This is a genomic window from Variovorax paradoxus (assembly GCF_040544635.1).
GTDB lineage: Bacteria > Pseudomonadota > Gammaproteobacteria > Burkholderiales > Burkholderiaceae_C > Variovorax > Variovorax paradoxus_R.
This window is the reverse complement of sequence record NZ_JBEPKJ010000019.1, coordinates 1-26,639: the sequence shown is the minus strand read 5'-3', so window position 1 is coordinate 26,639 and position 26,639 is coordinate 1. Positions and strand designations below refer to the sequence as shown.

26 protein-coding genes and 1 other RNA gene are annotated in these 26,639 nt (G+C 65.1%); 14 read left to right on the top strand and 13 right to left on the bottom strand.

Translation table 11 applies throughout. The annotated features are described in order from the left end of the window. Positions 1-64: 64 nt before the first annotated feature. Positions 65-1,771: a WS/DGAT/MGAT family O-acyltransferase gene (locus tag ABIC94_RS25695; RefSeq protein WP_354375816.1), complete on the bottom strand. Its 1,707-nt coding sequence runs from the start codon at positions 1,769-1,771 to the stop codon at positions 65-67. 153 nt (positions 1,772-1,924) lie between these two features. Here ABIC94_RS25695 and ABIC94_RS25690 point away from each other — a divergent pair, with 153 nt between their 5' ends. Continuing rightward, positions 1,925-4,015 (top strand): prolyl oligopeptidase family serine peptidase, encoded by a 2,091-nt coding sequence (locus tag ABIC94_RS25690; protein WP_436318100.1) that lies wholly within the window; start codon positions 1,925-1,927, stop codon positions 4,013-4,015. Further along, positions 4,012-4,935, top strand: a complete 924-nt coding sequence (rocF, locus tag ABIC94_RS25685; RefSeq protein ID WP_354375814.1) for an arginase — start codon at positions 4,012-4,014, stop codon at positions 4,933-4,935. The genes ABIC94_RS25690 and rocF overlap by 4 nt, the downstream gene beginning before the upstream one ends. Before the next feature lie 6 nt (positions 4,936-4,941). Here the strand turns inward: rocF and ABIC94_RS25680 are convergent, their stop codons facing one another. The 4 genes from ABIC94_RS25680 to ABIC94_RS25665 form a co-directional block, all read right to left on the bottom strand. After that, positions 4,942-5,634, bottom strand: coding sequence for a DUF2242 domain-containing protein (locus tag ABIC94_RS25680; RefSeq protein ID WP_354375813.1), 693 nt, complete (start codon positions 5,632-5,634; stop codon positions 4,942-4,944). A 95-nt stretch (positions 5,635-5,729) separates the two neighbouring features. Beyond that, positions 5,730-6,383 (bottom strand): nucleoside/nucleotide kinase family protein, encoded by a 654-nt coding sequence (locus tag ABIC94_RS25675; RefSeq protein ID WP_354375812.1) that lies wholly within the window; start codon positions 6,381-6,383, stop codon positions 5,730-5,732. Positions 6,384-6,416: 33 nt separating this feature from the next. After that, positions 6,417-7,688 (bottom strand): Glu/Leu/Phe/Val family dehydrogenase, encoded by a 1,272-nt coding sequence (locus tag ABIC94_RS25670; RefSeq protein ID WP_354375811.1) that lies wholly within the window; start codon positions 7,686-7,688, stop codon positions 6,417-6,419. A gap of 177 nt (positions 7,689-7,865) precedes the next feature. Continuing rightward, positions 7,866-10,850: an L-glutamate gamma-semialdehyde dehydrogenase gene (locus ABIC94_RS25665; RefSeq protein WP_354375810.1), complete on the bottom strand. Its 2,985-nt coding sequence runs from the start codon at positions 10,848-10,850 to the stop codon at positions 7,866-7,868. A gap of 88 nt (positions 10,851-10,938) precedes the next feature. Between ABIC94_RS25665 and ABIC94_RS25660 the strand changes: the two genes are divergently transcribed. Further along, entirely contained in the window at positions 10,939-11,412 is a 474-nt protein-coding gene (locus ABIC94_RS25660) for an Lrp/AsnC ligand binding domain-containing protein (protein ID WP_354375809.1), read from the top strand. Positions 11,413-11,423: 11 nt separating this feature from the next. Here the strand turns inward: ABIC94_RS25660 and ABIC94_RS25655 are convergent, their stop codons facing one another. Continuing rightward, positions 11,424-12,125 (bottom strand): YggS family pyridoxal phosphate-dependent enzyme, encoded by a 702-nt coding sequence (locus ABIC94_RS25655; RefSeq protein WP_354375886.1) that lies wholly within the window; start codon positions 12,123-12,125, stop codon positions 11,424-11,426. A gap of 51 nt (positions 12,126-12,176) precedes the next feature. On the opposite strand from ABIC94_RS25655, the gene ABIC94_RS25650 reads away from it, so the two are divergent. The 3 genes from ABIC94_RS25650 (at position 12,177) to ABIC94_RS25640 (ending at position 15,427) form a co-directional block, all read left to right on the top strand. Further along, positions 12,177-13,220: a type IV pilus twitching motility protein PilT gene (locus ABIC94_RS25650; RefSeq protein WP_021012685.1), complete on the top strand. Its 1,044-nt coding sequence runs from the start codon at positions 12,177-12,179 to the stop codon at positions 13,218-13,220. A 27-nt stretch (positions 13,221-13,247) separates the two neighbouring features. After that, a complete protein-coding gene (locus ABIC94_RS25645) occupies positions 13,248-14,384 on the top strand; it encodes a PilT/PilU family type 4a pilus ATPase (protein ID WP_354375808.1) in 1,137 nt (378 codons plus the stop codon). Positions 14,385-14,518: 134 nt separating this feature from the next. Further along, complete coding sequence (locus ABIC94_RS25640; RefSeq protein ID WP_354375807.1) at positions 14,519-15,427, top strand: NAD(P)-dependent oxidoreductase; 909 nt, start codon at positions 14,519-14,521, stop codon at positions 15,425-15,427. A 57-nt stretch (positions 15,428-15,484) separates the two neighbouring features. On the opposite strand, the gene ABIC94_RS25635 is transcribed toward ABIC94_RS25640, so the two are convergent. The 3 genes from ABIC94_RS25635 to ABIC94_RS25625 all read right to left on the bottom strand — a co-directional run bounded on the left by ABIC94_RS25635 (position 15,485) and on the right by ABIC94_RS25625 (position 17,400). After that, positions 15,485-16,252: a BON domain-containing protein gene (locus ABIC94_RS25635; RefSeq protein WP_354375806.1), complete on the bottom strand. Its 768-nt coding sequence runs from the start codon at positions 16,250-16,252 to the stop codon at positions 15,485-15,487. Next, positions 16,249-16,893 (bottom strand): SIS domain-containing protein, encoded by a 645-nt coding sequence (locus ABIC94_RS25630; RefSeq protein WP_354375805.1) that lies wholly within the window; start codon positions 16,891-16,893, stop codon positions 16,249-16,251. Before ABIC94_RS25630 ends, ABIC94_RS25635 begins: the two co-directional genes overlap by 4 nt. 93 nt (positions 16,894-16,986) lie before the next feature. Further along, positions 16,987-17,400, bottom strand: a complete 414-nt coding sequence (locus ABIC94_RS25625; protein WP_436318099.1) for a YraN family protein — start codon at positions 17,398-17,400, stop codon at positions 16,987-16,989. Between ABIC94_RS25625 and rsmI the strand changes: the two genes are divergently transcribed. Beyond that, a complete protein-coding gene (gene rsmI, locus ABIC94_RS25620; RefSeq protein WP_354375803.1) occupies positions 17,400-18,365 on the top strand; it encodes a 16S rRNA (cytidine(1402)-2'-O)-methyltransferase in 966 nt (321 codons plus the stop codon). The genes ABIC94_RS25625 and rsmI overlap by 1 nt on opposite strands. A 2-nt stretch (positions 18,366-18,367) precedes the next feature. Here rsmI and ABIC94_RS25615 read toward each other — a convergent pair whose 3' ends face one another. Both ABIC94_RS25615 and ABIC94_RS25610 read right to left on the bottom strand, forming a co-directional pair. Continuing rightward, positions 18,368-19,096, bottom strand: coding sequence for a glutathione S-transferase (locus ABIC94_RS25615; protein WP_354375802.1), 729 nt, complete (start codon positions 19,094-19,096; stop codon positions 18,368-18,370). Between the two features lie 53 nt (positions 19,097-19,149). Then, positions 19,150-19,782: an FMN-dependent NADH-azoreductase gene (locus tag ABIC94_RS25610; protein ID WP_354375801.1), complete on the bottom strand. Its 633-nt coding sequence runs from the start codon at positions 19,780-19,782 to the stop codon at positions 19,150-19,152. Positions 19,783-19,888: 106 nt separating this feature from the next. Between ABIC94_RS25610 and ABIC94_RS25605 the strand changes: the two genes are divergently transcribed. Then, positions 19,889-20,776, top strand: a complete 888-nt coding sequence (locus tag ABIC94_RS25605) for a LysR family transcriptional regulator (RefSeq protein ID WP_354375800.1) — start codon at positions 19,889-19,891, stop codon at positions 20,774-20,776. A gap of 11 nt (positions 20,777-20,787) precedes the next feature. Here the strand turns inward: ABIC94_RS25605 and ABIC94_RS25600 are convergent, their stop codons facing one another. Next, a complete protein-coding gene (locus tag ABIC94_RS25600) occupies positions 20,788-21,324 on the bottom strand; it encodes a hypothetical protein (RefSeq protein WP_354375799.1) in 537 nt (178 codons plus the stop codon). A 339-nt stretch (positions 21,325-21,663) separates the two neighbouring features. Here ABIC94_RS25600 and ABIC94_RS25595 point away from each other — a divergent pair, with 339 nt between their 5' ends. Continuing rightward, a complete protein-coding gene (locus ABIC94_RS25595; RefSeq protein WP_354375798.1) occupies positions 21,664-21,936 on the top strand; it encodes a helix-turn-helix domain-containing protein in 273 nt (90 codons plus the stop codon). A 368-nt stretch (positions 21,937-22,304) separates the two neighbouring features. Here the strand turns inward: ABIC94_RS25595 and ffs are convergent. Next, positions 22,305-22,401: signal recognition particle sRNA small type (gene ffs, locus ABIC94_RS25590), an RNA gene on the bottom strand. A gap of 126 nt (positions 22,402-22,527) precedes the next feature. Between ffs and ABIC94_RS25585 the strand changes: the two genes are divergently transcribed. From ABIC94_RS25585 to ABIC94_RS25565, 5 genes are all read left to right on the top strand, one after another. Further along, a complete protein-coding gene (locus tag ABIC94_RS25585; RefSeq protein WP_354375797.1) occupies positions 22,528-22,986 on the top strand; it encodes a hypothetical protein in 459 nt (152 codons plus the stop codon). Between the two features lie 427 nt (positions 22,987-23,413). Beyond that, positions 23,414-23,974, top strand: a complete 561-nt coding sequence (locus ABIC94_RS25580; RefSeq protein ID WP_354375796.1) for an NYN domain-containing protein — start codon at positions 23,414-23,416, stop codon at positions 23,972-23,974. Between the two features lie 41 nt (positions 23,975-24,015). Continuing rightward, the gene (locus ABIC94_RS25575; RefSeq protein WP_354375795.1) at positions 24,016-24,759 is read left to right on the top strand and encodes an abortive infection family protein; all 744 of its coding nucleotides are present in this window, start codon (positions 24,016-24,018) and stop codon (positions 24,757-24,759) included. 255 nt (positions 24,760-25,014) lie between these two features. Next, positions 25,015-25,854 carry a hypothetical protein gene (locus ABIC94_RS25570; protein ID WP_354375794.1) on the top strand — a complete coding sequence of 280 codons (840 nt, stop codon included), beginning with the start codon at positions 25,015-25,017 and terminating at the stop codon, positions 25,852-25,854. Positions 25,855-26,018: 164 nt separating this feature from the next. After that, on the top strand, positions 26,019-26,519 hold the full coding sequence (locus tag ABIC94_RS25565; RefSeq protein ID WP_354375793.1) for a hypothetical protein: 501 nt from the start codon (positions 26,019-26,021) through the stop codon (positions 26,517-26,519). Positions 26,520-26,639: the final 120 nt, after the last annotated feature.

Below are 26,639 nucleotides of genomic sequence, written 5' to 3'. Positions count from 1 at the left end.
GAAAAACTAGAACTGTGGGAAAACTAGTCCAACTGCCCCAATTTTCTCGCTGCGAGCCTGCGGATCATGCCGCAGCCGCCGCTCTGGCACGCTTGACCGGCGCCGCGGGCTTGCGGGGCGCGGCCTTGCCCGCGGCCGTTCTGGCAGGCGACTTCCTGGCCGGAGCCTTGGCCACCTGGGCTTTCACCGCCGGGGCTTTCACTGCGGGCGATTTCTTCGCCACCGCCTTTTTCGCGACGGGTTTCGGCACAGCCTTCGGGGCAGGCTTTGCAGCGGGTTTGGCCGTGGCCTTTACGACCGGCGCCGGCCCCGGAGCAGCCGCCGCCTTCGCAGGCGCCGCACCCGCAGCCGCCGGATGGGTCTGCGTCAGGTCCATCAGCAGCTTGTGCTCGGCCAGCATGTAGTCGCCGATCTCGGTGATGTCGGGCACCGCCCGGCGGCAGGCGATGAGGCCGTAGTCCATGCGGCCGTTGTAGCTCTGCACCGTCACGTTGAGGGCCGTGCCGTGGCTCGCGATCGACACCGGGTAGTAGCTGGTGACGAGTGCACCCGCAAAGTACATCGGGAACGGCGCGCCTGCCACGTTGGAAATGGCCACGTTGGCGGCCGGCGGCAGCAGGTTCACCAGGCCCGATCGGCCCACCATCGAGGCGATGCCCGACACCAGCCAGGGCGCCGCGAAGGTCGGGAAGTCGTCCAGGATCATGGCCTTGAAGCGGTTCATCGTCGACTTCGACGAGTTCGACGAGGCATTGATCGCCTTCAGCCGCTGCACCGGGTCGGTGATGTCCGTGGCCAGGCTCACGAGAATCATGCTGGCCTGGTTGTTGGCGGTCTCGTCGCCGGCTTCGCGCAGGCTCACGGGCACACCGGCCACCAGCGGCTTGGCCGGCAGCTCGTTGTTGTCGGCCAGGTAGTGGCGCAGCGCGCCGGCCACCGTGGCCATGACCACGTCGTTGAGCGATACGCCGAAGTGCTTGGCAATGTGCTTGGTCTCAGCCAGCGAGATGGTGCGGCCTGCAAACGTGCGCTGGTTGGTGATCGACACGTTCAGCGAGGTGCGCGGCGCAAAGAGGTTGAACTTCTTCGGCGCGGTGGCGGCGTCTTTCTCGGCCGCCTTTTCGTCGGGCTTGGCGAGGCCGCCGAGTGCCCGCGCAATGGCCGGCGCCATCTTGAAGAGCTTGACGTACTGCTGCGCCGTGTTGCGCAGCGCCGCGGTCGCGAGTTCGGCCATGCCGAGCTGGTAGCCGCTGCTGCGCGGGCGCGCGCGCGGCGGCTTCACCACGCGACCCGTCGCCTCCAGGTCGAAGATGGCCTTGCCCAGCGCCACGCCGGCCTGCCCGTCGATGCCCGCATGGTGCACCTTGGTGTACAGCGCCACCTGCCCGCTCTTCAGGCCGTCGATGATGAAGAACTCCCACATCGGGCGGCTGCGGTCGATCAGCGTCGAATGCAGCCGCGCCACGTACTGCTGCAGCTGCCGGTTGGTGCCGGGCTTGGGCAGCGTGATGTGGCGCACGTGGTAGTCGAGGTCGATGTCGTCGTCTTCCACCCACACCGGGTTGGTCATGTCGAACGGCATGAGCGCGAGCTTGCGCGTGAACACGTCGGCCAGGTGGATGCGGCTGGCCATGAACTGCTTGGCGTCTTCGTAGAAATCGCCCTTGTAGCCCTTGGGCAGATCGAGCACGTTGAGCGAGCCCACGTGCATCGGCATCTCGGGGGTCTCAAGGTGCAGGAAGGTGGCATCAAGACCGCTCAGGTGTTTCATGTGTCATGTCTCCATGTATGCGCAGGCGCCGTTCGGCAGGATACCCGTGGGCGGCCCTGTGAATCGAGCCGAATCCATCGAACGCGGGTTTGTCCCGAGCCCCATGCGCGGCGCGCTATGAATTCAATAGCTTTCGCCGGCCCTGCCGGGGGCATGCCCTCTTTCACGCGGGATTCGTACACTGCACCCATGACATCCATCGCTTCCACGCAGACCGACGAATTCCTGTGGCTCGAAGACATCGACGGCGGCGAACAGCTCGAATGGGCCCGGCAGCACAACGCGAAGACGGTGCAGCACTACACGCAGTCGCCCGCCTTCGAACGGCTGGAGAAAGGCATTCTCGAAGTGCTCGATTCGGACGACCGTATTCCGATGGTGCGCAAGATCGGCCCGCTGTTCTACAACTTCTGGCGCGACAAGAAGAACCCCAAGGGCCTGTGGCGCCGCACCACGCTGGCCGAATTCCGCAAGCCGCAGCCCGAATGGGAAACCGTGATCGACCTCGACGCGCTGGCCACGGCCGACAAGGAAAACTGGGTCTGGCACGGCGCGCAATGCCTGCAGCCCGAGTACAAGCGCTGCCTGGTTTCGCTCTCGCGCGGCGGTGCCGATGCCAACGTGGTGCGCGAGTTCGACCTGGAACTCAAGCAGTTCGTCGCTGGCGGCTTCACGCTGCCCGAGGCCAAGAGCAACGTGGCGTGGAAGGACATCGACCACCTCTACGTGGCCACCGACTTCGGCCCCGGCTCGATGACCAGCTCCAGCTACCCGCGCATCGCGCGCGAATGGAAGCGCGGCACGCCGCTGGAAAGCGCGACAACGGTGTACGAAGGCAGTGCCGACGACATGACCGTGAGCGCCTGGCGCGACACCACGCCCGGCTTCGAGCGGGACTTCGTCTCGCGCCAGATGGACTTCTACGACAGCGAAACCTGGCTTCGCCATGCCGACGGCCGGCTCGTGAAGATCGACGTGCCCGACGACTCGAACACCGAGGTCACGCGCGAATGGATGCTGGTCGAGCCGCGCAGCCCCTGGACCGTGGGCGGCACCACCTACAAGCCGGGCTCGCTGCTGGCCGCGAGGTTCGACGACTACATGGCCGGCAAGCGCGAGATCACGGTGCTGTTCGAGCCCGACGACACCACCGCGCTCGACGACCACTCGTGGACCCGCCACCACCTGATTCTCAATGTGATGCACGACGTGGTGAACAAGCTCGAAGTGCTCACCCCGCAGGCCGGCTCGCAGCCATGGAAGCGCGAAAGCCTGGGCGGCGCGCCCGAGCTTTCGACCATTGCGGCCGGCGGCATCGACGAAGACGAGAACGACGACTATTTTCTGACCGTGAGCGGCTTCCTGCAGCCGACCACGCTGTACATGGGCACCATCGGCAAGGGCGAGCCCCAACCGCTGAAGGACAGCCCTGCGTTCTTCGACGCCTCCGGCTATCGCGTGAGCCAGCACTTCGCCACCTCGAAGGACGGCACGCGCGTGCCGTATTTCGAAATCGCGCCGAAGAACCTGCAGGCCAACGGCAAGAACCCGACGCTGCAGTACGCCTACGGCGGCTTCGAGATCTCGCTGCAGCCGAGCTACAGCGGCGCCATCGGCCGCGCATGGCTCGAGCAGGGTGGCGTCTACGTGGTCGCGAACATCCGCGGCGGCGGCGAATACGGCCCGCGCTGGCACCAGGCCGCATTGCAGCAGAACCGCCTGCGCACCTGCGAAGACTTCGCGGCCGTTTCAGAGCACCTCATTGCGCGCAACATCACCTCGCCTCGGCACCTGGGCGCCATGGGCGGCAGCAACGGCGGCCTGCTGATGGGCAACATGCTCACGCTCTATCCGCAGCTCTACGGCGCCATCGTGAGCGAAGTGGCGCTGCTCGACATGAAGCGCTACACGCATCTTTCGGCCGGCACCTCGTGGATTGCCGAATACGGCGATCCGGACCAGCCTGAAGAATGGGCGTGGATCAAGGCTTTCTCGCCCTACGAGAACGCGAAGAAGGGCCAGGCCTACCCGCCCGCGCTCTTCACCACATCGACCCGCGACGACCGCGTGGGGCCGGTGCATGCGCGCAAGATGGTCGCGAAGCTGGCCGCCATGGGATACGACGCCAGCTTTTACGAGAACATGGAAGGCGGGCACAGCGCCGCGGCGGACAACAAGGAATCGGCCTTCATGGACGCCCTGGGTTATGCCTATCTGTGGAAGCACATCGGGCCATCGACATGAGCAATGACAACGGCATCACCCTCGAACTGATCGGCGCGCCCACCGACATCGGCGCCAGCGTGCGCGGCGCGGGCATGGGCCCCGACGCCCTGCGCGTGGCCGGCCTTCCGGAAGCGCTCACGCGGCAAGGCTTCACCATCATCGACCGCGGCAACCTCGCGGGCCCCGCCACCCCCTGGACCGCGCCGGCCAACGGCCTGCGCCACCTGGACGAAGTGATTGCGTGGAACCGCTCGGTCTATGCCGCGGTAGACACCGCGCTGGGCACCGGCCATGTGCCGCTCATGATGGGCGGCGACCATTGCCTTGCCATCGGCTCCATCAGCGCGGTGGCCTGGCATGCGCGCAAGCGGGGCAAGAAGCTGCGCGTGCTGTGGCTCGATGCGCACTCCGACGTCAACACCGAAACCACCAGCCCGAGCGGCAACCTGCACGGCATGCCGGTGTCGTGCCTGCTCGGCCACGGGCCCGCGGTGCTCACCGGCTGGAGCGGCGAACGCGCGGCGCTGGAGCACGACGCCATCCGCTTCATCGGCATCCGCAGCGTCGACACGGACGAGAAAGAAGCCATTCGCACGCTCGGCCTCCACGTGTTCGACATGCGCCACATCGACGAGCACGGCATGCGCACCACCATGACCGAGGCGCTGCAGGACGTGGACGAAGACACCCACCTGCACGTGAGCTTCGACCTCGACTGCCTCGACCCGAACATCGCGCCCGGCGTGGGCACCGGCGTGCGCGGCGGGCCGACCTACCGCGAGATGCAGCTGTGCATGGAAATGATCGCCGACACCGGCCGGCTCGGCTCGGTCGACGTGGTGGAGCTCAACCCCGCGCTCGACGTGCGCAACCAGACCGCCGAGGTGGCGGTGGAACTGATCGAGAGCCTGTTCGGAAAATCGACGCTGGTGCGCTGAACGGTTTCAGCCCGGGTCGGGTACCGGCTTCACCGGAAAGGTGGTGGCTGGTGCCGGCGGCGCCGGTGCCGCGGAAGGCCGCGGCGCTTCGGGCGCGACACTGGGAACTTCAGGTTCTTCGCCGCCCTGCCCTTCGAGAAAACGATCGAGCAGCGTAAAGAAGCGGTCGTAGAAGAGCTCGTCGGTGAGCGTTTCGCTCGCCACCTTGACCATTGCGTCGTCGCTGCCGGCAAAGGGCAGCGAGAGCGATCCGAAGGCGCCCACGCCAACGCTGGCCGAGTTGTTGACCTTCTTGATGCCGTAGCGGTCTTGCAGTGCGGTCGCGAAGGCCACGGTGCTTCGTTTGCCGGCCTTGCCGCCTTCGCGCGCGCACACCACGCGGAACTCGACCTCCACATGCACCTCGAACGCCGGCTGGAAGCTCTTGCGGCCCGTCACCAGGTCGGCGTTGGCCGCGCTGATCATGTAGCCCTGGCTCAGCAGCGCGCGGCGCGCGGCTTCGCAGGTCTGGGCTTCCGTGGCGGTGTAGGTGCGCGTGTGGGTGGTGGTGGAGTCGAACTCCTCGGTCTCGTAGGAAATGCGGCGCGTGCTGCTGCTGCCGCAGCCGGCGAGCACCAGGGCGGACAACAGGCTCAGAACGAGAACCGGAGCGCGAAGAACTGAAAAAGCAGAAGAGAAATTGGGGTGCATGGTCGTCATGGAGCGGCGAATGCTAACCGGCTGACCGGCATCGCTGCCGGCGAAGCTTCGAGCATGGCGCGGCGCCGGCGTTCCCCAAAGACGGAGAAGAATTTTCAGGACCAGTGCAGCACGAAGTGCGCGCGCTCGCGCGTCGCGGCAATCAGCCGTGCATTGGGCGCATCGGTGCCGGCCACCCAGTCGCGTGCAGCCTCGGGGCTGCGGCCGAACTGCTGGTGGCGCTTCAGCAGGCGCTCTTCGCGCACCGCATCGTCGATGTCGACGTACCAGACCTCGTCGAGCATGCCGGCGGCACCGGCCCATGGGCCAGCATCGTGCAGCAGGTAGTTGCCTTCGGTGATGACCAGCTGCGTCGAGGGCAGCACCGCGATGGCGCCGGCGATCGGCTCTTCGATCTCGCGGCGGAACTCGGGGGCGTAGACGATGGGGTCGTCCGGCCCCTGCTCGCGCAGCCGCTGCAGCAGCGCCACATAGCCGGCACTGTCGAAGGTGTCAGGGGCGCCCTTGCGGCCGGCACGGCCGAGCCGTTGCAGCTCGACGTTGGCCAGATGAAAACCGTCCATCGGGACGACCTGCGCGCGGTCGGCCCCAGCGGCACGCAGCAGCGCCGCCGCCAGCGTGGACTTGCCCGCACCGGGTGCGCCGACCAGCCCCAGCAGCTTGCGCTGCCCGCCGGCCATCAGGGCCTGCAGGCGGGCGAGGCCGTCCGCAGGAATGGAAGGGAGTTTCTGCACGGGGATGGTGGTCATGCCCCGAGCGTACCGCCCCTTGCCGTCAAGACATCAGGGGTACAGGCCGCGTTCCTGGCGAGCCATCAGGATGCGCTCGCAAGCCACCGCGTAAGTGGCGGTACGCAGCGTGATCTTGTGCTTGTCGGCCGTGTCCCAGATCTGGTTGAGCGCGTTCATCATGATGCGATCGAGCCGCACGTTGATCTCGTCCTCGTCCCAGAAGAAGGACGAGAAGTCCTGCACCCATTCGAAGTAGCTCACCGTCACGCCGCCGGCATTGCAGATCACGTCGGGCACCACCAGCACGCCGCGTTCGGCGAGGATGTCGTCGGCCGAGGACACCGTGGGGCCGTTGGCGCCTTCGAGCACCAGCTTGGCCGTCGTTTTCTGCGCGCGTTCGGCGGTGATCTGGCCTTCGAGCGCGGCAGGAATCAGGATGTCGCAGGCCGTGTCCCAGAAGGCTTCGTTGGGCACCACATCGCCGCCCTTGAAGGCAATGACGCCTTCCTTGTTGGCGATGGGAATGAGCTTGGACAGGTCGAGGCCGTTGGTGTTGACGATGGTGCCGGTGTGGTCCTGCACCGCGACGATCTTGGCACCCGCTTCGGCAAAGAGTTCGGCCGCGACCGAGCCCACGTTGCCGAAGCCCTGCACCGCGATGCGTGCACCGCGCAGGTCCATGCCCAGGCGGCGCGCCGCTTCGCGGCCGGTAACGAACACACCGCGGCCGGTGGCCTTGACGCGGCCCAGCGAGCCACCCAGGTGCAGCGGCTTGCCGGTGACCACGCCGGTGGCCGTACCGCCGACGTTCATCGAATAGGTGTCCATCATCCAGGCCATGATCTGGCCGTTGGTGTTGACGTCGGGCGCGGGAATGTCGGTGTGCGGGCCGATGATGATGCCGATCTCGCTGGTGTAGCGGCGGGTGATCTTTTCCAGTTCCTGCAGCGAGAGCTTCTTCGGGTCGACGCGGATGCCGCCCTTGGCGCCGCCGTACGGCAGGTTGACCGCGGCGGTCTTGATGGTCATCCAGGCCGACAGGGCCATCACTTCTTCGAGCGTGACGTCGGGGTGGAAGCGCACGCCGCCCTTGCCCGGGCCGCGGCTCATGTTGTGCTGAACGCGGTAGCCCTCGAAGTGGGCAATGGTGCCGTCGTCCATCTCGATCGGCACGTCGACGATCAGCGCGCGCTTGGGGCGCTTGAGCGTTTCGACCCAGCGAGCCAGCGGGCCGAGGTACGGCACCACGCGGTCGACCTGCGAAAGGTAGGTGCCCCAGGGGCTGTTGGCGGTCGGATTGACGAAGGAGAGCTTTTCACTCATGGGAGATCCCTTGGTTTGAACGGATGGCCGCAACGATAGACCTCTCGCGCCCGACGCGCCATGGCTTATGCGCGCCGCGAAGGCGGTTATGCAAGAGAGGTTTGACCCGCGGCGTTCGCGCACGAACACCGCCGTGCGCTTCCCGCTTCCCAAAGCAAGGGAGCCCGCCCGCGCGTTCTAGGCCACCGCGCTCAACAGCGCGGCATTGCCCCCGGCCGCCGTGGTGTTGACCGTGACCGTCTGCTCGGCGCAAAAGCGGTAGAGATAGTGCGGCCCGCCGGCCTTGGGGCCGGTGCCGCTCAGCCCTTCCCCGCCGAAAGGCTGCACACCAACCACCGCGCCGATGATGTTGCGGTTCACATAGATGTTGCCCACATGCGCGCGCGTGGCCAGCGCCTGCGCGCGTGAGTCGATGCGGGTCTGGATGCCGAGCGTGAGGCCGTAGCCAAGCGCATTGATGCGTTCGATCACTTCCGCCGGATCGCTCAGGTCGCCCTGGCCCCAGCGCGCAATCTGCAGCACCGGGCCGAAGATTTCGCTGGTCACGCTGTCGATGGACGGCACCTCGTAGGCCTGCGGGGCAATCAGGTTGCCGTCCGTGTCCTTGCCTTCTGAAGATGAAGCGGTTTCAAGAAGACGCTTCCCTTCCGAGTCCAGGCGCGTCAGGTGGCGCCGGATGTTGTCGGCGGCTTCGCGGTCGATCACCGGCCCCACGTCGGTCGACAGCAGGGCCGGGTCGCCGGCGGCCAGCTCCCCGGCCGCGCCGCGGATCATTTCGATCACCGCATCGGCAATGCCCTCGTGCAGCACCAGGAGCCGCAGCGCGGAGCAGCGCTGGCCTGCCGAACGGAACGCGCTCTGCACCACCGCGTCGACCACCTGCTCGGGCAGCGCGCTCGAATCGACCAGCATCGCGTTGATGCCGCCGGTCTCGGCAATCAGCGGCACGATGGGGCCGTCCTTGGCAGCGAGCGCGCGGTGGATGACGCGCGCCACCTGGGTCGAGCCGGTGAACACCACGCCCGCCACACCCGGTGCGGCGACCAGTGCGGCGCCCACGGTTTCACCCGGGCCGTGCAGCAGCTGCAGCGCATCGGCCGGCACGCCGGCGGCATGCAGCAGCTTCACGGCTTCGAGCGCGACGGCCGGTGTCTGCTCGGCCGGCTTGGCCAGCACGGTGTTGCCCGTGGCAAGCGCGGCCGCCACCTGCCCCGCGAAGATTGCGAGCGGAAAATTCCACGGGCTGATGCACACCCAGGGCCCGCGCGCGGTGAGCCGCAACTCGTTGCTCTCGCCCGTGGGGCCGGGCAGCGCCACGGGCTGCATGATGCGCTCGGCCTCGTCGGCGTAGTAGCGCAAGAAGTCGACAGCCTCCCGCACTTCGGCGACCGCATCCCCCCAGGTCTTGAAAGCCTCTTTCACCAGCAGCGCGCAAAAACGCGGCAGCTCGTGCTGCAGCGCATCGGCAGCCTGCCGCAGCATGGCGGCGCGCGTTTCGACCGGCGTCTTGCGCCAGCTGCGGAAGGAAGCGGCACTGGCGGCAACGGCCCTCGCCGCGCTGGCGGCATCGAACTCTGCGACCCGGGGCACTGCGGTGGTCTCCAGGGCCGCAAGCAGCGGCGCACGCATCGATTCGACGGCGAGGTCCACGCCCTCGCTGTTGCGCCGCGCGGGCGCCGGGCCGAAGAGCGCCGGCGGCAGCGGCAGGGCGGGGTTCTCGGGTTCGAGCCAGAGCGGCGACTCGAGCAGCTCGTCGATGTCCACGTCTTCATCGCCCAGCTGGTTCACGAACGATGAATTGGCGCCGTTCTCCAGCAGCCGCCGCACGAGGTAGGCGAGCAGGTCCTTGTGCTGGCCCACCGGTGCATACACGCGCACCGGCGCGGCTGTGCTCTTCATGACTTCGCGATAGACGCCCTCGCCCATGCCATGCAGGCGCTGCAATTCGAAAGGCGCCTGGGCCACCTCGGCCATCTGCAGGATGGCCGCGATGGTGCCCGCGTTGTGGGTGGCAAATTGCGGATAGACCGCGTCGGGCGCCGAAAGCAGCGCGCGTGCGCAGGCCAGGTAGCTGATGTCGCTGTGGTGCTTGTGCGTGAAGACCGGGTAGTGCGGCAGGCCGAGTTCCTGCGCACGCTTGATCTCGGCGTCCCAGTAGGCGCCCTTCACCAGGCGGCACATCAGCCGCAGGCCGTGCTTGCGCGCCACCGATGTGACGTGCTCGATCAGTTCGAGCGACCGGGTCTGGTAGGCCTGCAGCGCCAGGCCAAAGCCGCGCCATTGCGGCTGTTCGGCGGCCACGCGCGCGGCCAGCGCCTCGAATACGTCGAGCGAAAGTTCGAGCCTGTCGACCTCTTCGGCGTCGATGGTGAGGTTGAGGTTCGCAGCCGCGGCGAGTTCGCACAGCTGCCACACGCGCGGCACCAGCTCGCGCATCACGCGCTCGTGCTGCGCATATTCGTAGCGCGGGTGCAGCGCGCTGAGTTTGATGGAGATGCCGTCGTTGTGTTCGGGCGGGCGCGCCGCATCGGCACCGGTTGCGATGGCGTTGATGGCATGCGTGTAGCTGTCCAGGTAGCGCAGCGCGTCGGCGTCGGTGCGCGCGCCTTCGCCGAGCATGTCGTAGCTGAAGCGCAGTGCGCCTTGCTTGCGGTGCGCCGAGCGCGCTTCGTCCATGGCCTCTGCGATGGTCTGGCCCAGCACGAACTGGCGCCCGAGCAGTTGCACCGCGCGCAGCGTGGCGGCCACCACCGTGCGCGCACCGAGCTTGGCCATGAGGCCGGGCGGGTGGTCGCTTTCGGGCAGAAACTTCTTCGACATAGCAATCGCGGCGGAAGACAGCCGCGACAGCGTGGAATCGGCCGAGCCCTCGAAATCGGCGCGGCCCAGCTGGTCGGCCGTGAGCGCGACGGCCGTGGCGGCGTCGGGCACGCGAAGCAGCGCCTCGGCCAGTCGCATGAGCGCCAGGCCCTCGGCGCTCGAAATGGGGTACTCGCGCAGCAGGCTTTCCATGGCCCAGAACGGCGGCGGATGGCGGCGCACCGCCTCCACCCAGGGCTTGGCGGCGGCGGCCGCGGCGGCCCAGTCGAGTGCGCCTTCGAGTGAGGCAAGGCGGTGCGAGACGACGTCGGCTTCGGGGCGGTATGGAATGGGCAGGTGCATGGCAGTTCCTTGGTTCTATCTCCTATGGTCTTTGGATATAGGCCGAATCTTTTGCCAAAAAATGATTCTCAAACCGGATAATTCACCAATGTCTGACCTGGACCTGGACCGCATCGATCTCCGGCTGCTGAAGATTCTTCAGGAAGACGGCCGCATCACCAATCTCAAATTGGCAGAGGCGGTGGCGCTCTCGCCCACCGCGGTGCTGGCACGGGTGCAGCGGCTCACGCGCGACGGTTTCATCCAGGGCTACGAGGCGCGGCTCGATCCGCACAAGCTCGGGCGCGGCCTCACCGTGTTCGTGGAAATACTGCTCGACCGCACCACCGCCAACGTGTTCGACCAGTTCAAGGCGGCCGTGCAGGTGCGCGACGAAATCATGGAATGCCACATGGTCGCGGGCGGCTTCGACTACCTGCTCAAGACCCGCATGGCCGACATGGCGGCGTACCGCGATTTCGCGGGCACGGTGCTGTGGCAACTGCCCGGCGTGCGCGAAACCCGCACCTACGCGGTGATGGAAGAAGTGAAGAGCAGCGCGCGGTTGCCGCTGGGCATATAGCCCAGATCCAGTCAGGCAGGTTTGCCTGGACGGCCGCCGAAGATGGCCGTGCCGATGCGAACCATCGTGCTGCCGGCGCTGACGGCCGCTTCCAGGTCGGCGCTCATGCCGAGCGAAAGCGTGTCTATTTGGATGCCGGCGGCGCGAATGGCGTCGTAAACAGCGCGGGCACGCAGGCACAACGCGCGCTGCGCGGCGAAATCCGGCGCCGGTTCGGGAATGGCCATGAGCCCGCGCAGCCGCAAATGTGGCAACGCCGCCACAGCGCGCGCAAGCGGCAAAGCTTCTTCCGGAGGTATGCCGGACTTGTTCGCACCGCCGTCCACATTGACCTGAAGGCACACCTGCAGCGGCTGCAAATGCGCCGGCCGCTGGGCCGAAAGACGCTCGGCAATCTTGAGCCGGTCGATGCCGTGCACCCAGTCGAAATGCTCGGCCACGGGCCGCGTCTTGTTGCTTTGCAGAGGGCCGATGCAGTGCCACTCGAGCTCCGCGCGCAAATCAGAAAGCGCCTCGATCTTGTCCAGGCCCTCCTGAACATAGTTCTCGCCGAAGGCCCGCTGGCCCGCCGCATGGGCCTCGCGCACGGCCTCCGGACCGAAGGTCTTGGACACCGCCAGCAGTCGGACTTCGGCCGGGTTGCGCCCCTCGGCGGCGCAGGCCTTTGCGATCCGGTTCTTTACTTGCTGGAGGTCGTCGCCAATCATCGTCATAATCGTCCAAAATCGTATCAAAACGTCACCGAACTCGAGTCGAGGATCCCCGTGGACATTACCCAACTGCTGGCATTCAGCGTCAAGAACAAAGCCTCCGACCTGCATTTGTCGGCCGGCCTGCCCCCGATGATTCGCGTCCATGGCGACGTGCGGCGCATCAATGTCGACGCGCTCGACCACAAGTCGGTGCACGCCATGGTGTACGACATCATGAGCGACACGCACCGCAAGCACTACGAAGAGTTCCTGGAGGTCGACTTCTCGTTCGAGATCGACGGCCTGGCGCGCTTCCGCGTGAATGCCTTCAACCAGGCACGCGGCGCGGCCGCGGTGTTCCGGACCATTCCTTCGAAGATCCTGACGCTGGAGCAGCTCAACGCGCCGAAGATTTTCGCGGAACTGGCGCTCAAGCCGCGCGGGCTGGTGCTGGTGACGGGGCCCACGGGCTCGGGCAAGTCGACCACGCTGGCCGCGATGGTCAACTACCTGAACGAAAACGAGTACGGCCACATTCTCACGGTGGAAGACCCGATCGAGTTCGTGCACGAATCGAAGAAGTGCCTGATCAACCAGCGCGAAGTCGGGCCGATGACGCTCTCGTTCTCCAACGCCCTGCGCTCGGCGCTGCGCGAAGACCCGGACGCGATTCTGGTGGGCGAGCTGCGCGACCTGGAAACCATTCGCCTGGCGATGACCGCGGCCGAAACGGGCCACCTGGTGTTCGGCACGCTGCACACCTCGTCGGCGGCCAAGACCATCGACCGGATCATCGACGTGTTCCCGGGCGAGGAAAAGGAAATGATCCGGGCCATGCTGTCGGAGTCGCTGCAGGCCGTGATTTCGCAGACGCTCTGCAAGACCAAGGACGGCCAGGGCCGCGTGGCGGCGCACGAGATCATGCTGGGCACGCCGGCCATCCGCAATTTGATCCGCGAGGCCAAGGTGGCGCAGATGTATTCGGCCATCCAGACCGGCCAGGGCTCGGGCATGCAGACGCTGGACCAGAACCTGACCGACCTCGTGCGCCGCAATGCCATTTCGGCGGCCGAAGCACGTGGCAAGGCCAAGATCCCAGAGAATTTCCCCGGCTGATCCACAGCCCTTCGGAGTACCGACATCATGGAACGCGATCAAGCCAGCCAGTTCATCAACGACCTGCTCAAGCTCATGGTGAGCCGCAACGGCAGCGACTTGTTCATTACCGCCGACTTTCCGCCCGCCATCAAGGTCGACGGCAAGGTCACCAAGGTGTCGCAGCAGGCGCTGGGCGCGCAGCACACGCTGGCGCTCACGCGTTCGGTCATGAACGACCGCCAGACGGCCGAGTTCGAGCGCACCAAGGAGTGCAACTTCGCGATTTCGCCGACCGGCATCGGCCGCTTCCGCGTGAACGCGTTCGTGCAGCAGGGCAAGGTCGGCATGGTGCTGCGGACCATTCCGGCCAAGCTGCCGACCATCGACGGGCTGGGCATGCCGCAGGTGCTGAAGGAAGTGTCGATGACCAAGCGCGGCCTCACCATCATGGTGGGCGCCACGGGCTCGGGCAAGTCGACCACGCTGGCGGCAATGATCGACTGGCGCAACGAAAACTCCTACGGCCACATCGTGACGGTGGAAGACCCTGTGGAGTTCGTGCACCCGCACAAGAACTGCGTGGTCACGCAGCGCGAAGTGGGCATTGACACCGACAGCTGGGAAGCTGCGCTCAAGAACACGCTGCGCCAGGCGCCCGACGTCATCTTGATGGGCGAAATCCGCGATCGCGAAACCATGGAGCACGCAGTGGCTTTTGCCGAAACCGGCCACCTCTGCATGGCCACCCTGCACGCCAACAGCGCCAACCAGGCGCTGGACCGGATCATCAACTTCTTCCCCGAAGAACGCCGCGCGCAGCTGCTGATGGACTTGTCGCTGAACCTGCGCTCGCTGGTTTCGCAGCGCCTGATTCCCACCGAGGACGGCCAGGGCCGCGTCGCCGCGGTGGAAGTGCTGCTGAACACGCCGCTGATTTCCGACCTGATCTTCAAGGGTGAAGTGGGCGAGATCAAGGAAATCATGAGGAAGAGCCGCAACCTCGGCATGCAGACCTTCGACCAGGCGCTGTTCGACCTGTTCGAGAGCCACTCGATCACCTTTGAAGACGCCATCCGCAACGCCGATTCGGCCAATGACCTGCGGCTGCAGATCAAGCTCAACAGCCAGCGCGCGCGCAGCACAGACCTGTCGGCCGGCACGGAGCATTTCGCGATTGTTTAGACGCCCCCCGAAGCGCCTTCGGCGCCCCCCCCACTGGGGGGCGCACCCAGCGGCCCGGCAAAGCCGGTTCCGCGGGTGCGCTGGGTGAATCCGCTGCGAGACGAAGGCCGCTCATTGGCTTTAAGCTCTCGCCCATGAGCAGCATCACCCCCCGAACCTACGAATCCACTCCCGCGCAGACGGTGGCCTTTCTGGGCCTTGGCGTCATGGGCGGGCCGATGGCCGGCCACCTGGCCAAGGCCGGCCACAACGTCACGGTCTACAACCGCACGCCGGCCAAGGCCGAAGCCTGGGTTGCCGAATTCGGCCCGCCGGGCCGCTACGCCGCCACGCCGCGCGACGCGGCCGCCGGCGCCGACATCGTGTTCAGCTGCGTGGGCAACGACGACGACCTGCGCTCCGTGGTGCTGGGCCCCAACGGCGCCTTCGCAAGCATGAAGAAGGGCGCCGTGTTCGTCGACCACACCACCGCGTCGGCCGACGTGGCGCGCGAACTGTCTAGCGCGGCCGAGGCGCTGGGCCTGCATTTCATCGACGCGCCGGTTTCCGGCGGCCAGGCGGGCGCACAGAACGGTGCGCTCACCGTGATGTGCGGCGGCGACAAGTCGAGCTTCGAGCGCGTCAAACCGGTAATCAACGCCTTTGCGCGCGCCGTCACGCTGCTGGGCGCCAGCGGCGCCGGCCAGCTCGCCAAAATGGTGAACCAGATTGCCATTGCGGGCCTGGTGCAGGGCCTCTCCGAAGCCATTGCCTTCGGCCAGCGCGCCGGCCTCGACATGAAGGCGGTGCTCGAAGTGATCGGCAAGGGCGCCGCGCAAAGCTGGCAAATGGACAACCGCGGCAAGACCATGATCGAAGGCAAGTTCGACTATGGCTTTGCCGTCGACTGGATGCGCAAGGACCTGGGCCTGGTGCTCGACGAAGCAAAGCGCAACGGATCGCGCGTGCCCGTGACCGCGTTGGTCGACCAGTTCTATGCCGACGTGCAGCAGGCCGGCGGCAGCCGCTGGGACACATCGAGCCTGATCATCCGGCTCAAATAAAAAAAAAGCCCGCGCAAGCGGGCTTTTTGTTTTCTGCCTGGCTGCGCTGGCGAATGATCAGCGCACGGGCGAGGTGGTTACGCTGCCCGGCTGGCCGGCCGGTGGCAGCGGTTCCATCGGCGGCAACGGCACACGCGAAGACGATGAAGAAGGCGCCGGAGCCACCGAGGTCGGTGCCGGCGCGGGAGCAGCGCCCGTGCCGCCGCGCTGGGCTTGGCTGGCCAGCTCGGCCTCGCTCACGATTTCGACCACGCGCACCACCTTTTGCACGCCCGAGATGCCGCGCGCGATCTCCGTCGCGCGGTCGGTTTCGCGGCGGGTGGCAATGCCCATCAGGTAGACCACGCCGCGTTCGGTCACCACTTTGAACGAGTTCGCGAAGATGTCCTTGGCGTCGAGCAGCGACGCCTTGATCTTGCCGCTGATGAACACGTCGTTCGAACGGTCCTGGAAGGTGCTGGACTGGCCGATGGTGAGCTCGTTGACCACCGAGCGCACGTTGTCCACGCGCTGCACCACTTCTTCGACGCGGCGGCGGTCGGCCTCGTTGCCCACGGCGCCCGTCAGCAGCACCTGGCGGTTGTAGCTGGTGACGCTCACGTACATGTTGTCGTTGGCAATCTCGCGCACGCGGGCGGCCGCGCGCAGTTCGATGCCCTGGTCGTCGAGCTGGGCTCCGGAGCTGCGGCGATCGGTCGCCACCATGCCCACGCCCATTGCCGCGGCGCCCCCCACCACGAGCGGCACGCAGCCGGAAAGCCCGGCAACCAGCACGGCTCCCGAGGCGAATGCAATGGCGAGGCGTTGGAATGGTGTCGTCGTCATGTGGAAGCTTCCTGTTCTCCGAGTAGCTGGGCATCCACACCGTCGCACAGGCAATGCAGCGCGAGCAGGTGGACTTCGTGGATGCGTGCCGCACGCTCGTGCGACACACCGATCTGAACGTCAGTTTCGCGCAGCGCGCGCCCGATGGCACCGCCGGTTCCGCTGCTGCCAGCAGCAGGCGAGGCCGGCTGGCCGATGCTGGCATTGCCGAGCAGGGCCACCACCGTCATGTCGCGCTCATGCGCAGCCAGCACCGCCGCGAGCACCGCAGCCGACTGCCCGCTGGCGCTGATTGCAAGCAGCACGTCGCCGGCCTGGCCGAGCGCACGCACCTGGCGGGCAAAACGGTCGGCGTCGATGGCGCCGGCGCTGTCGGCCAGGGGGTCGGTGCTGTCGCCGGGCAGCGCAATGGCGCCCAGCTCGGGGCGCTCGCGCTCGAAGCGGCCGACGAACTGCGCCGCGAACTGGGCCGCGAGCAGGCCCGACACGCCCGCACCGCAGGCCAGCACCTTGCCGCCGCTGGTCACGCATGCCAGGATGGCCTGCATTGCCTGCGATATGGGTTTGCTGAGGACTGGGCCGGCCTGGTACTTGAGGTCGGCGCTATCGATGAAGTGTTGCTGAATCCGTTGCTCGAGCATGGGGCGGGATGATACCGGGGGGCGTTGAAACAAGACGTTTGCGGTGTGGAGCCTTTGGCGGGCAATCAGTTCCCGCTCGGGCCGAGGGCGATGCTAGCCTGCGTCGAATGCTCCCTTCAGCCAGGTGATGCGCTCTTCGACCAGCACCACGTCGAAACGGCACGGCGGCAGCGTGCGCAGGCCGTTCAGATAGTGCCGCGCAGCGAAAACGATGCGCCGCTGCTTGATGCCCGTGATGCTGCCCCCGGCGCCGCCATGCGAGGCCGTGCTGCGCTGCCGAACCTCGACGAACACCAGCGTTGCGTCGCGCGGATCGCGCATGATCAGGTCGATCTCGCCGCCGCCGCGTCCGGGCGTTCGATAATTGCGTGCAACCAGCGCCAGGCCGGCATCCTGCAGATGGTCGAGCGCGGCGTCTTCCGCCGCATCGCCTCGATGCTTCGTCGTGATGGTCGTCATGCGTGCTCCCTGCCGGCTTTCTTTTTTTGTTTCTTCGGAGAAACCCATTGGCTTCACTCGCACCCGCTTCTTTTGGCGCCGCCCTTGCGGCCGCGCACGACGCCTCGGGTGCACAGCATTATCCGCAAGGCACGCTGTACGTGGTGGCCACGCCCATCGGCAACCTGGCCGACATCACGCTGCGCGCGCTGCATGTGCTGCAACTCGTCGACGTCATCGCCTGCGAGGACACGCGCCATACGCAAAGCCTGCTGCGTGCCTACGGCATCGACCGGCCGAATGCCCGGCTGCTCGCCGTGCACCAGCACAACGAGGCCGAGGCCGCGCAGGCCGTGGTCGCGCGGCTCGCCCAGGGTGAGCGCATCGCCTACGTGAGCGACGCCGGCACGCCCGGCGTGAGCGACCCCGGCGCCCGGCTGGTGGCGGCGGTGCGTGCAGCCGGACAGCGCGTGCTGCCCCTGCCGGGCGCGAGCAGCGTGACCACGCTGATCGGCGCGGCCGGGCTCGTTGCCGACGGCGGCGACGGCAACGCCAGCAGCGCCTTCGTGTTTGCGGGCTTCCTGCCGACGAAGGCGGGCGAACGCGACACCGCCGTGCAGGCGCTCGCGCAAGAGCCCCGCGCCGTGGTGCTGCTCGAGGCGCCGCACCGCATCGAAACCCTGGCCCGCGCGCTGGCCGCGCTGGGCGAGCGCCGCATCACCGTAGGGCGCGAGCTCACCAAGCAATTCGAAGAAATCGCGACCGTGCCGGCCAGCGCCCTGCCCGATTGGTTCGCCGCCGACCGCGACCGCACGCGCGGCGAGTTTGCGCTGGTGCTGCATCCTGTAGCCGTTGCGGGCAACGACGGCGCGGAAGGCGAGCGCGTGCTGCGGCTCCTGCTGGCCGAGCTGCCGGTGAAGACCGCCGTGCGCCTTGCGGCGGAGATCAGCGGCGCGCCGCGCAATGCGCTGTACGAGACGGCACTGCGCATTCGCAACGATGCCGGCTCGGCTGACGACGACGACGACGAATAAGCTCAGCCGTCCAGCTCCGCATAGCGCCTGAAGATCCCGTCTTCATTGAACGCGATGCGGCGCGGGCTTTGCAGGTAGTCGTGCACGCGCTGGCGGCGCTTGACGTTGTCGTGCAATTTCTCGACCTCCGGCGTGGCAGCCAAGGCCCGCGCGGTGGCCTTCGGAAATGCGTAGTGCAGGCCATCCACCAACTGGAAGAGCGACAGGTCGGCGTAGGTCAGCACGTCGCCCACAAGGTGCGAAGACCCCGCGGGATTGCGCTGCAGCACCCGCTCGAACCAGTTCAGGAACTTGGGAATGCGCTCTTCGCGGAAGGCTTGTGCGCGCTGCATGGCCGCGTCGCGCTGGTCTTCGTAGTAGGCCCCTGTGGAGATGGGGTGGTGGGTGTCGTGCGCCTCGGCCACCACGTCGGCGATGGTGAGCTGCAGCTGGTGCGTCCACAGGCCGTCGGATTCGCCGACACCTGCCAGGCCGAGCCGTGGTCCGAGGTAAAGCAGGATGGCGGCGGTCTGCCCGACAACGATGTCGCCGTCGATCAGGAACGGCGGCGCGAACGCCGGGCGCACGATCTCCGGGTCATCGAGCCGTTCGCCCAGCGCGGATTCGCCACCGCCCTTTGACTCGGGCAACCGCGCCACGTCCACATAGTCCGCACCGGCCGCCTCGAGCGCGAGCCGCACGAATTCGCCTCGGCCCTGGATGGTGGGCCAGTAATGAAGTTGGTACGTCATGCGGCCATGGTGTCAGGGTCTGCGCGACCCTGCAACCGGCCCGCTCTTAGCCCTTAGAGCCCCTCTGCGAGCTCGGTGGCCCTGCGTTTTGCCTCGGCTCTTGCGCCGGCATCGACCTCCGGGCCCCTCAGCGTCTTTTCGACGACGACCGAGCGCACCTCGCGTACACCGATGAACCGCAGCCACGTCTCGATGTAGGGCAACTGAAAGTCGAGCGCGTGCGCGGAGCCGTCTTTGCCCAGCGGGTAGTCCAGCCCGCGCGCGCAGACGACGGTCGCCATGCGGGTCTGGAGCATGCCCGAGAGGCCCGAAGAGTCGAAGCGGAACAGCACGTCCTTGTGCGAAACCACGTCGATCAGGTGCTTCAGCTTGTAGGGAATGCCAAAGTTCCAGAGCGGCATTGCAAGCACGATGTGGTCCGCGGCGTGGAAGGGCGCGGCAATGCGCCGCACTTCGTCCCACGCCGTTTGCTGGGCCGCGGTGAGCGGCACGCCGTTGATGCCGGCGTATTTGGCGTCGAGCATGTCTTGCGACAGCTCCGGAAGCTCCATCGTCCATGGGTTCAGGGTGGTTACGCGGCAGCCGGGGTGGACGCGCGTTACCTCGTCGATGAATGCCCCGGCGACCTCGATGCTGGCGGAGCGCGCAGCCCTCGGCGACGTCTCGATGTACAGAAGTTCTTTCATGGCATGCGGTGAGTGAATGGTTCAGGAAAGCCGAGGCTAGGCATCGCACCCAATGCACACAAGCAACATAATTTGCACCGATTCAGAACCAATTGCACTGAAACCCATGCTCGACTCCCAACAGCTGCGCGCCTTCGTCTCGGTTGCCGACCACGCCAGCGTGACGCGCGCGGCCGAAGCCATGCACCTGACCCAATCGGCCGTCAGCGCGCAGATCAAACGACTGGAGGAGCAGTTGGGTTGCCGCGTGTTCGACCGCACCACGCGCTCGCTGCAGCTCACAGCGCAAGGCAGCGTGCTGCTGAGCTATGCGAGGAGCATCCTCAGCCTGCAGCAGCAGGCCGTCTCCAGGCTCGCTGCGCCGCGCCATGCGCCGACGACGCTGCGCCTCGGGTGCTCGGAAGGGTTCCCCAGCGAGTGGTTGTTTGCCGCGCTCGCGAGCTTTCGCAGCCGCAGGCCGGACGTGCATGTGGAAGTCACCTGCGGCATCAGCACGATGCTTGCCAGGCAGGTGCGGGAACGCTCGCTGGATCTGATGGTCGGCACCGTCTGCGATGCCGGCAGCGACACCGAAACCCTCTGGATGGAACCGCTCGTCTGGGCTTTTTCAGAGAAGTCGCTGCTCGACCCCGAGGGGCCGATTCCGCTCGCCTTTCTTTCGGAGCCCTGCCCGTTCCGCGAAGCCGCGCTGGCATCACTGGCGGGCCATGGCGCGACCAACTGGCAGATCGTGCTGACCGCGCAGGGCTCGAGCGCGTTGGCGGCAGCGGCCGTTACCGGGCTGGCCATCACGGTGCTGACGCCCTCGGGCATGTCGCCGGGACTGAAGGCCATTCCGGCGGGAAGCTTTTTGCCGGCGCTGCCCCCGGCGCGGTTCGTGATTCAGCGCACCGGGAGCGGCATGGCGCCCGAGGCGCTGTCGGCGCTGGTTGATGAGGTTCGGGAGGCTTGCTTTCGATGGAGGGGGTCGCGTGCAGGAGCGGCCGGGGTATAGCGCCTCGCAAATCACCGGCTCCGATCTCGATCACCCGTCGCGCGAAGCCGCTGGCCGCGATCGACGCCTACGTGGTAAATGCTGGCCAACTCGCATGGTCGCCAGAAATCCAGGCCTTCCAACGCATTGGTGATGTCGACCTTCGCGAGCAGAGAGAATCCCAGGACCACCCCTTGCGCGAATGCCAGGATCAACGGCTCCGCGTGCTCGGTACTCCTCAAGCTGCCGCGGATCAGTTGGCCGCCAAGCTCCATGAGCTTCAGTGTGTGGGTAGATGCAGTTGCGGTACTTTCCTTCGGCACCCGCAGACACCAAAGCCTGGAACCGAGCGTCCACACCATGTGCCGCGGAACCTCGTCGCACCGCGCCTCTTCGATCGCGATCTGCCTTGCGCGGATTGCACAGAAGTTGCGATGGTCCCGGCCGTAGAAGAATTCAGCGAACTCATCGGCCTTTTTCTCCAGCGCGCGCTCGCCACGTGCCATGTTCTCTGTCGCCCTAAGGCCGGAGACATGCTCGACAAGGAAACCGAACTCATCGTCTGACATTCGGCGACCGGACGCGCGGCGGTCATACCAGACCGCTAGTTGGGCCAAGGTCTTGCATTCCGTGAAAGCCCTGTCGAAGGGCATATCAGGAGCGAGGCAAGCGAGCCGCTTGAGCTTGCCTTCAATCCGCTCCAGAGCAGCGTCCCGCCGCTCGGGCCACGCTCGAGAAAACTTCCCGCACCTCATTTCGAATCCCCCTGCCAATTATTGGTATCGCGTCGGTCAGTTGCCGCCGCGCAGGAAAGATCGTAACTTAAAAGATGCTTATAGACCGCGACTTTATGGACCGCCAACTTATGGACCGTGGAGTCTTGGACCTTCTAGGGCGACCATCGAGAAATGGCCCGAGTACCACCCCCACCAGAAGAAAGACACCCTGCGCTGGTGGCTTTTGGCCAGGCCGTGCGAAACCGGCGGAAGGCGATGAATTTTTCACAAGAGTCGTTCGCCGACGAGTGCGGAATCGACCGAAGCTACATGGGCGGCGTGGAACGCGGCGAACGCAACCTGGCCATGGTGAACATGATGAAAATCATCGACGCCCTGGGCGTCCAGCCCTCGGAGTTCTTCAAGGCACTAGATAAGCCCACCAAAAAGAACAAGTCTGCGTAGCGGTCCTGGGCTGCTCCAACTGCCGATCGGGGGAACAGTGCTGGGCGTCGGGCAATTCCACTCGAAGATCTCGAATCACCGCTGAGCCCTTGGCAGCAGTTGATCGAAACGGTTGGTGAGGAACAGCTTTCGCGCATGTTCAATGAGGCATGTGGCCGAGGTGCATGAGTGGCCGTGATCCATCTGTGCAGCGTCTGGGGACATTCACAATTGCAGATTGGCTGTCGGCTATTCGCCCATCGCGTCCATAGTTGGATCGGGCAGAGCTATATCGGCGAGGCCGTTCTGCTGGGCGCGCGCTCGATACAGCTGACGCTAGGCAAATGACCAGAGTAAAGCTTTAAGGCAAGCAGAGGCATCGGGGTTGAAGTGACGAGCCTTACCCCTGGCATTGACTACGCAGTTAGGGCTGCTTGGTTCCCCACCTGACCCGGTTGACCACTTCACCATGCAGGGAGGCCCGTCAGCACTTATTCCCTAAGGACACTTGCACTGCGTCAGGTGCGTCGAGCGCTCCGGGTTGACACAGAGCCCACAGTGCACTGGAGTACCCGATACTTCGTGCCGACATCCCGAGACACCGAACGGAATATGGACGCACAGCACACACATGCCAGAAACCTCTTGAAGCTGATACGCGACCGTGTTGAAGCGAAAGAGCCTCCGATCGTCGGGTACGCCGTAGCAGCGACGCTCATGGGTCTGAAGGGCGCAGCTTATGCTCGCATGATTGGTCAAGTCTGCTCGCGAATAGACGCGGCCTCCTTCGTAGCCGGCTGGCCAATGCTCGCGCTCCACATGGTGCGTAAGCCGGACGGTGGCCTGAACCCAGCTTCGTTTGAAGACCCCGGATGGATTCCATGGGAGCAGGAGTTCAAGAATGAGGCGCAAAGCCATCAATGGTCTGTTGAGCAAGTCGACGACGTGCTGAGCGCTCTGGATGGATTGCCCGATGAAGGCGCGTTAAGCATCTGGGTCGGTTACCTGAAACGCGAGTCCCAAAAGCCAGGCTTCATCCGATACAACCTGCATCGGAAGGTCAAGTCGTAGTGGCATGACTGACGTGTGCGGATGGCGAGCGCCCTCCGGTCTGCGCCTCGCAGCGACCATGTCAACCAGCACCGACACATCAACGGATTTGCAATCCGATGGCCCTGCGATGGCCTGCAGAGGGAGCGCAAGGCGTTTGGGGGGCCGGCACAGGTCGCACCATGCGCCGCGCTGCGGTAGCGGGGATCGCATAGCGCCTGCGCGCGGCCACGGACAGCCCGAACCTGCCAGGACTGCGAGCGCCGCCAGAGCTACGGGCGGGGCCACGGGGCGCCTCGATCGGACCGGGGTGCACCAGCAGTGGGCACGAATTTCGGGAAGTTTTTGTCGGTTTGGTCCGAAAGACTAGCTAGCCTCGATCATGGCTCGACACATTGCCGTCAGGTCGGCTAGGCTGGCGGCTCGAAAAATAACGAGGAGATCGGTCATGGCGGACAAGCGCATTCACCTGTTTGTGGACAACTCGAACGTGCTCATTGAAGGCCGGAGGCTGGCCTATGCCAAGCGGAACGCTGGCGGTCGTCGTGGCCCGCACTGCGATGCGAGCTATGAGATCGACTGGGGCAAGTTCCTTTACTTGGTTAAGAGTCGAGGCGACCGGCTGCTCTCCCGTGTCCCAACTCTTTATGGTTCGCGCCCGCCGCCCGACGATTCGGTGTGGGAGCAGATACGCAAGGAGGGGTTCGACGTACGTGTGTTTGACCGGAACATCCGCGACAAGGAAAAGGGCGTGGACATGGAGATGGGCATGGACGTCGTCGAGCGCTTCTTCGAGGTGAATCCGCCTGAACTCCTGGTCATCGCTGCCGGCGACGCTGACTTCAAGGGCATCGTTGAACGGGCAAAGAAGCGAGGATGGGAGGTCGAAGTTTGGTTCTGGGGCAACGCCGCTCATGAGATGCAAAAGGCCGCAACCTTCATCGACCTCGACGGAGCCTTCGACTACCTCCGCAAAGGCGGTGGAATCGCGCTGCCCCCCAAGCTTTAAGTCGCCCCAGCGTCCATGATTGCGACTGAGCAAGACGTCCCGTGAACAGCCTCTTTGATCAAGCCGAGGCTCTACAGAGTCTTTTGGTTTCCCATGCAACGGGCGGGAGCGAGGACGATGCCGAGTACATGCGCCTGCGCCAAGCCGTGCTATCGCACGCAGCACTTGAGCCACTCATTCCGAGGTTCCTGCGTACCTCCCGCAGCCTTGGTCAGTTCTGGCAGTTCATCAAGGGCAAGTACGGCACATATGCAGAGAGGCGGACCTACCTTTGGGACGAGTTCCGCCCCATCTTGGAGATACTTGAGCGAGGGGGCTTGTCGCCCTCAGATCAAGCAGTCACTGCGGCGATCAACAAATTCGATTCGGCTCATGTCCAAGCTGCTTGGGCCAAGGCATTAGATCGGCGAGCTTCCGATGCAGAAGGCGCGATCACCATGGCGCGCACTCTTCTCGAATCCGTGTGCAAACACATTCTGGAGGAGGCGCATACGAAGTACGACGACAGCCCCGACATCAACAAGCTCTACAGGCAGACGGCGGAGGTGCTGAAGCTCTCGCCGTCACAGCACACGGAGCAAGTCTTCAAGCAGATTCTGGGAGGCTGTACCGCCGTCGTAGAGGGTCTCGGCGCGCTTCGTAACCGGCTGAGTGACTCGCACGGCACCGGGAAGGTCGGCGTGAAGCCAGCGCCGAGGCACGCGGAACTCGCCGTCAACCTCGCAGGGGCGTTGGCGATCTATCTCCTCGCAACATGGGAGGCACGAGCAGCACCTTCGCAATGAAGGCTGCTCGCTGCGCCCGCTACATCGCTCAATTCAAGGGTTTACCACTGCAGCCGACGCAGACCGAGCGTTACAGGTCGCTAGATACTTCGGGCATGAAACCATCTGCAGCCTTGATCTGATCGCCTTCTAGGCGTAACGGCAAGACCGACTGCTGTCGTCCGGTCGTCCTCGACGCTCTGTGAGAATGTCGCGACTGTGTTCATTGCGCAGCAATGTGCATGGCGGCATGGGTGCACTTTGGGACAATCGGCTATGCCGAACCTTAATCACGCCCTGCTGCGCTATTTCCTGCCCCGTCTTCTCGCCCGCAACGCTGAAGCCACTGTCCCACGGAGCGGTCCAGAGGGAGCCAGGATCAACGCCTTTACAGTCAAGACGGGCGAGATGCCTCGGGCTCGATACGTGCTAACCGGTATGCGCGGCGAGCTTGTGACAGCCCTGGAGCATAGCGGCGAAGCGTATTCCGTTGACGCTGTGATTCCCATCGGGTCAATCGATCCGGAGGCGCTCAAGGTACGTCACTACTACGGCCTCGATACGGTTGACTACACGGGTATCTGGGCGGTGGCTTTGGGCCGTATCACTGCGTGGCCCTACGCCCGTATCAGCGCTGCTCGACTATGGAACCACATTGCTCAACACGTTTTCAATCGACGCACGCTCACAACGCGCCGCCGCAGCGAAATTCTTGCTGAGGTAGTGAGTCTCGTTGAGCAAGGGGAACCAGGGGTGAGCGCCATGGCACTTCTGAGTAACAGGTACGGGCATCGATGGGCGAGCCATCCGGATTGGGAACCGCTCAACAACGGAGTTGAATTCCATCTCGACATGCTCGTGGATTCGGGCGAGTTGCGCAAAGCAGGACATCGCTATACGCCGACCGGTTTAGCCCTTAAAGCGCTCGAAGAAACTCAGGAGCAGGAGCGCCGCCACAAGGCAAATCTTCGCCTGCAAAGTGCGCTGGCCGCCCTGACGCTCGTGGCTGCGGCGGCAGCCGCTGTGCAGGCAAATCTGGTCAAGGTTCCCACGATTCTTGACCTCACTGTTGACCATGCGCAACGCTGCGCGGCTGCCTCGCAACCTGCGAGCTGACAAGAAAACAGTGGCTCCGGAATTCATGCATCCGTTCAAAGACGGGCGCGCGAACACTCGGGCTCATTTCGAGAAATACGCGCCATGGGTCGAAGATGTGTCAAGGCTGCCTCGGGAACTCGAGGGATGGCGGCGACCGGCGTGTTTCGCCTAGCATCGAGTTCATGAGTTCAAAGAGAAAAATCGAGGAAGCCGCTTTCTTCATCGAACTACTGCATGCTTTGCAGGAGCGTTCGGAGCCGCTGACTCACCTGGATGATGTAGATGCGGAAGCCTCATTCCTTTATGCAGCGATCCTCAATGCCTTCTATTCAACCGTGGAGACGATGACTCATGAGGGCATCGATACCAAGTCTTTCAGAGCCAAGTATCCGGAGATTTACGCGTTTGGCTCCAAGGGCGGAGAGAGAGCAAAGACTGTTCACTTGGGGCATACGGAGGTAGCTCCAACTAGCTATCAACCTTCGACTACGCTTGTTTTCCGCCGACCCGCCCGCCTAGTCGAAGAACGCGAACTCGCAACGCCTGCGCCACGAAATTCGTTGATCTTTAAGAAGGAGTTCTACTTTTATGTGGAGTTGGCCGGTCAGAACGTCCATGCGCTGCAGTTCTGTGAGGAACACATGGGTGAGCTTTGGGCATTCCACGTTGCGCAATCGACATAGGGCGGCTCGGGGGCCGAGGACTAGATGTGAAGCTTCAATAGGTTGTATCCGGTGTTCATCCGGATTGGGTTTGAGAGACTGGAAGTCGCCAAACACCCAATCCACTCAGGACGCCCAACC

Coding starts and splice junctions, on each gene's coding strand:
- ABIC94_RS25695 (WP_354375816.1), bottom strand. CDS start 1,771: ATGAAACACCTGAGCGGTCTTGATGCCACCTTCCTGCACCTTGAGACC.
- ABIC94_RS25690 (WP_436318100.1), top strand. CDS start 1,925: ATGCCCTCTTTCACGCGGGATTCGTACACTGCACCCATGACATCCATC.
- rocF (WP_354375814.1), top strand. CDS start 4,012: ATGAGCAATGACAACGGCATCACCCTCGAACTGATCGGCGCGCCCACC.
- ABIC94_RS25680 (WP_354375813.1), bottom strand. CDS start 5,634: ATGACGACCATGCACCCCAATTTCTCTTCTGCTTTTTCAGTTCTTCGC.
- ABIC94_RS25675 (WP_354375812.1), bottom strand. CDS start 6,383: ATGACCACCATCCCCGTGCAGAAACTCCCTTCCATTCCTGCGGACGGC.
- ABIC94_RS25670 (WP_354375811.1), bottom strand. CDS start 7,688: ATGAGTGAAAAGCTCTCCTTCGTCAATCCGACCGCCAACAGCCCCTGG.
- ABIC94_RS25665 (WP_354375810.1), bottom strand. CDS start 10,850: ATGCACCTGCCCATTCCATACCGCCCCGAAGCCGACGTCGTCTCGCAC.
- ABIC94_RS25660 (WP_354375809.1), top strand. CDS start 10,939: ATGTCTGACCTGGACCTGGACCGCATCGATCTCCGGCTGCTGAAGATT.
- ABIC94_RS25655 (WP_354375886.1), bottom strand. CDS start 12,125: ATGACGATGATTGGCGACGACCTCCAGCAAGTAAAGAACCGGATCGCA.
- ABIC94_RS25645 (WP_354375808.1), top strand. CDS start 13,248: ATGGAACGCGATCAAGCCAGCCAGTTCATCAACGACCTGCTCAAGCTC.
- ABIC94_RS25640 (WP_354375807.1), top strand. CDS start 14,519: ATGAGCAGCATCACCCCCCGAACCTACGAATCCACTCCCGCGCAGACG.
- ABIC94_RS25635 (WP_354375806.1), bottom strand. CDS start 16,252: ATGACGACGACACCATTCCAACGCCTCGCCATTGCATTCGCCTCGGGA.
- ABIC94_RS25630 (WP_354375805.1), bottom strand. CDS start 16,893: ATGCTCGAGCAACGGATTCAGCAACACTTCATCGATAGCGCCGACCTC.
- ABIC94_RS25625 (WP_436318099.1), bottom strand. CDS start 17,400: ATGGGTTTCTCCGAAGAAACAAAAAAAGAAAGCCGGCAGGGAGCACGC.
- ABIC94_RS25615 (WP_354375802.1), bottom strand. CDS start 19,096: ATGACGTACCAACTTCATTACTGGCCCACCATCCAGGGCCGAGGCGAA.
- ABIC94_RS25610 (WP_354375801.1), bottom strand. CDS start 19,782: ATGAAAGAACTTCTGTACATCGAGACGTCGCCGAGGGCTGCGCGCTCC.
- ABIC94_RS25605 (WP_354375800.1), top strand. CDS start 19,889: ATGCTCGACTCCCAACAGCTGCGCGCCTTCGTCTCGGTTGCCGACCAC.
- ABIC94_RS25600 (WP_354375799.1), bottom strand. CDS start 21,324: ATGTCAGACGATGAGTTCGGTTTCCTTGTCGAGCATGTCTCCGGCCTT.
- ABIC94_RS25595 (WP_354375798.1), top strand. CDS start 21,664: ATGGCCCGAGTACCACCCCCACCAGAAGAAAGACACCCTGCGCTGGTG.
- ABIC94_RS25585 (WP_354375797.1), top strand. CDS start 22,528: ATGGACGCACAGCACACACATGCCAGAAACCTCTTGAAGCTGATACGC.
- ABIC94_RS25580 (WP_354375796.1), top strand. CDS start 23,414: ATGGCGGACAAGCGCATTCACCTGTTTGTGGACAACTCGAACGTGCTC.
- ABIC94_RS25570 (WP_354375794.1), top strand. CDS start 25,015: ATGCCGAACCTTAATCACGCCCTGCTGCGCTATTTCCTGCCCCGTCTT.
- ABIC94_RS25565 (WP_354375793.1), top strand. CDS start 26,019: ATGAGTTCAAAGAGAAAAATCGAGGAAGCCGCTTTCTTCATCGAACTA.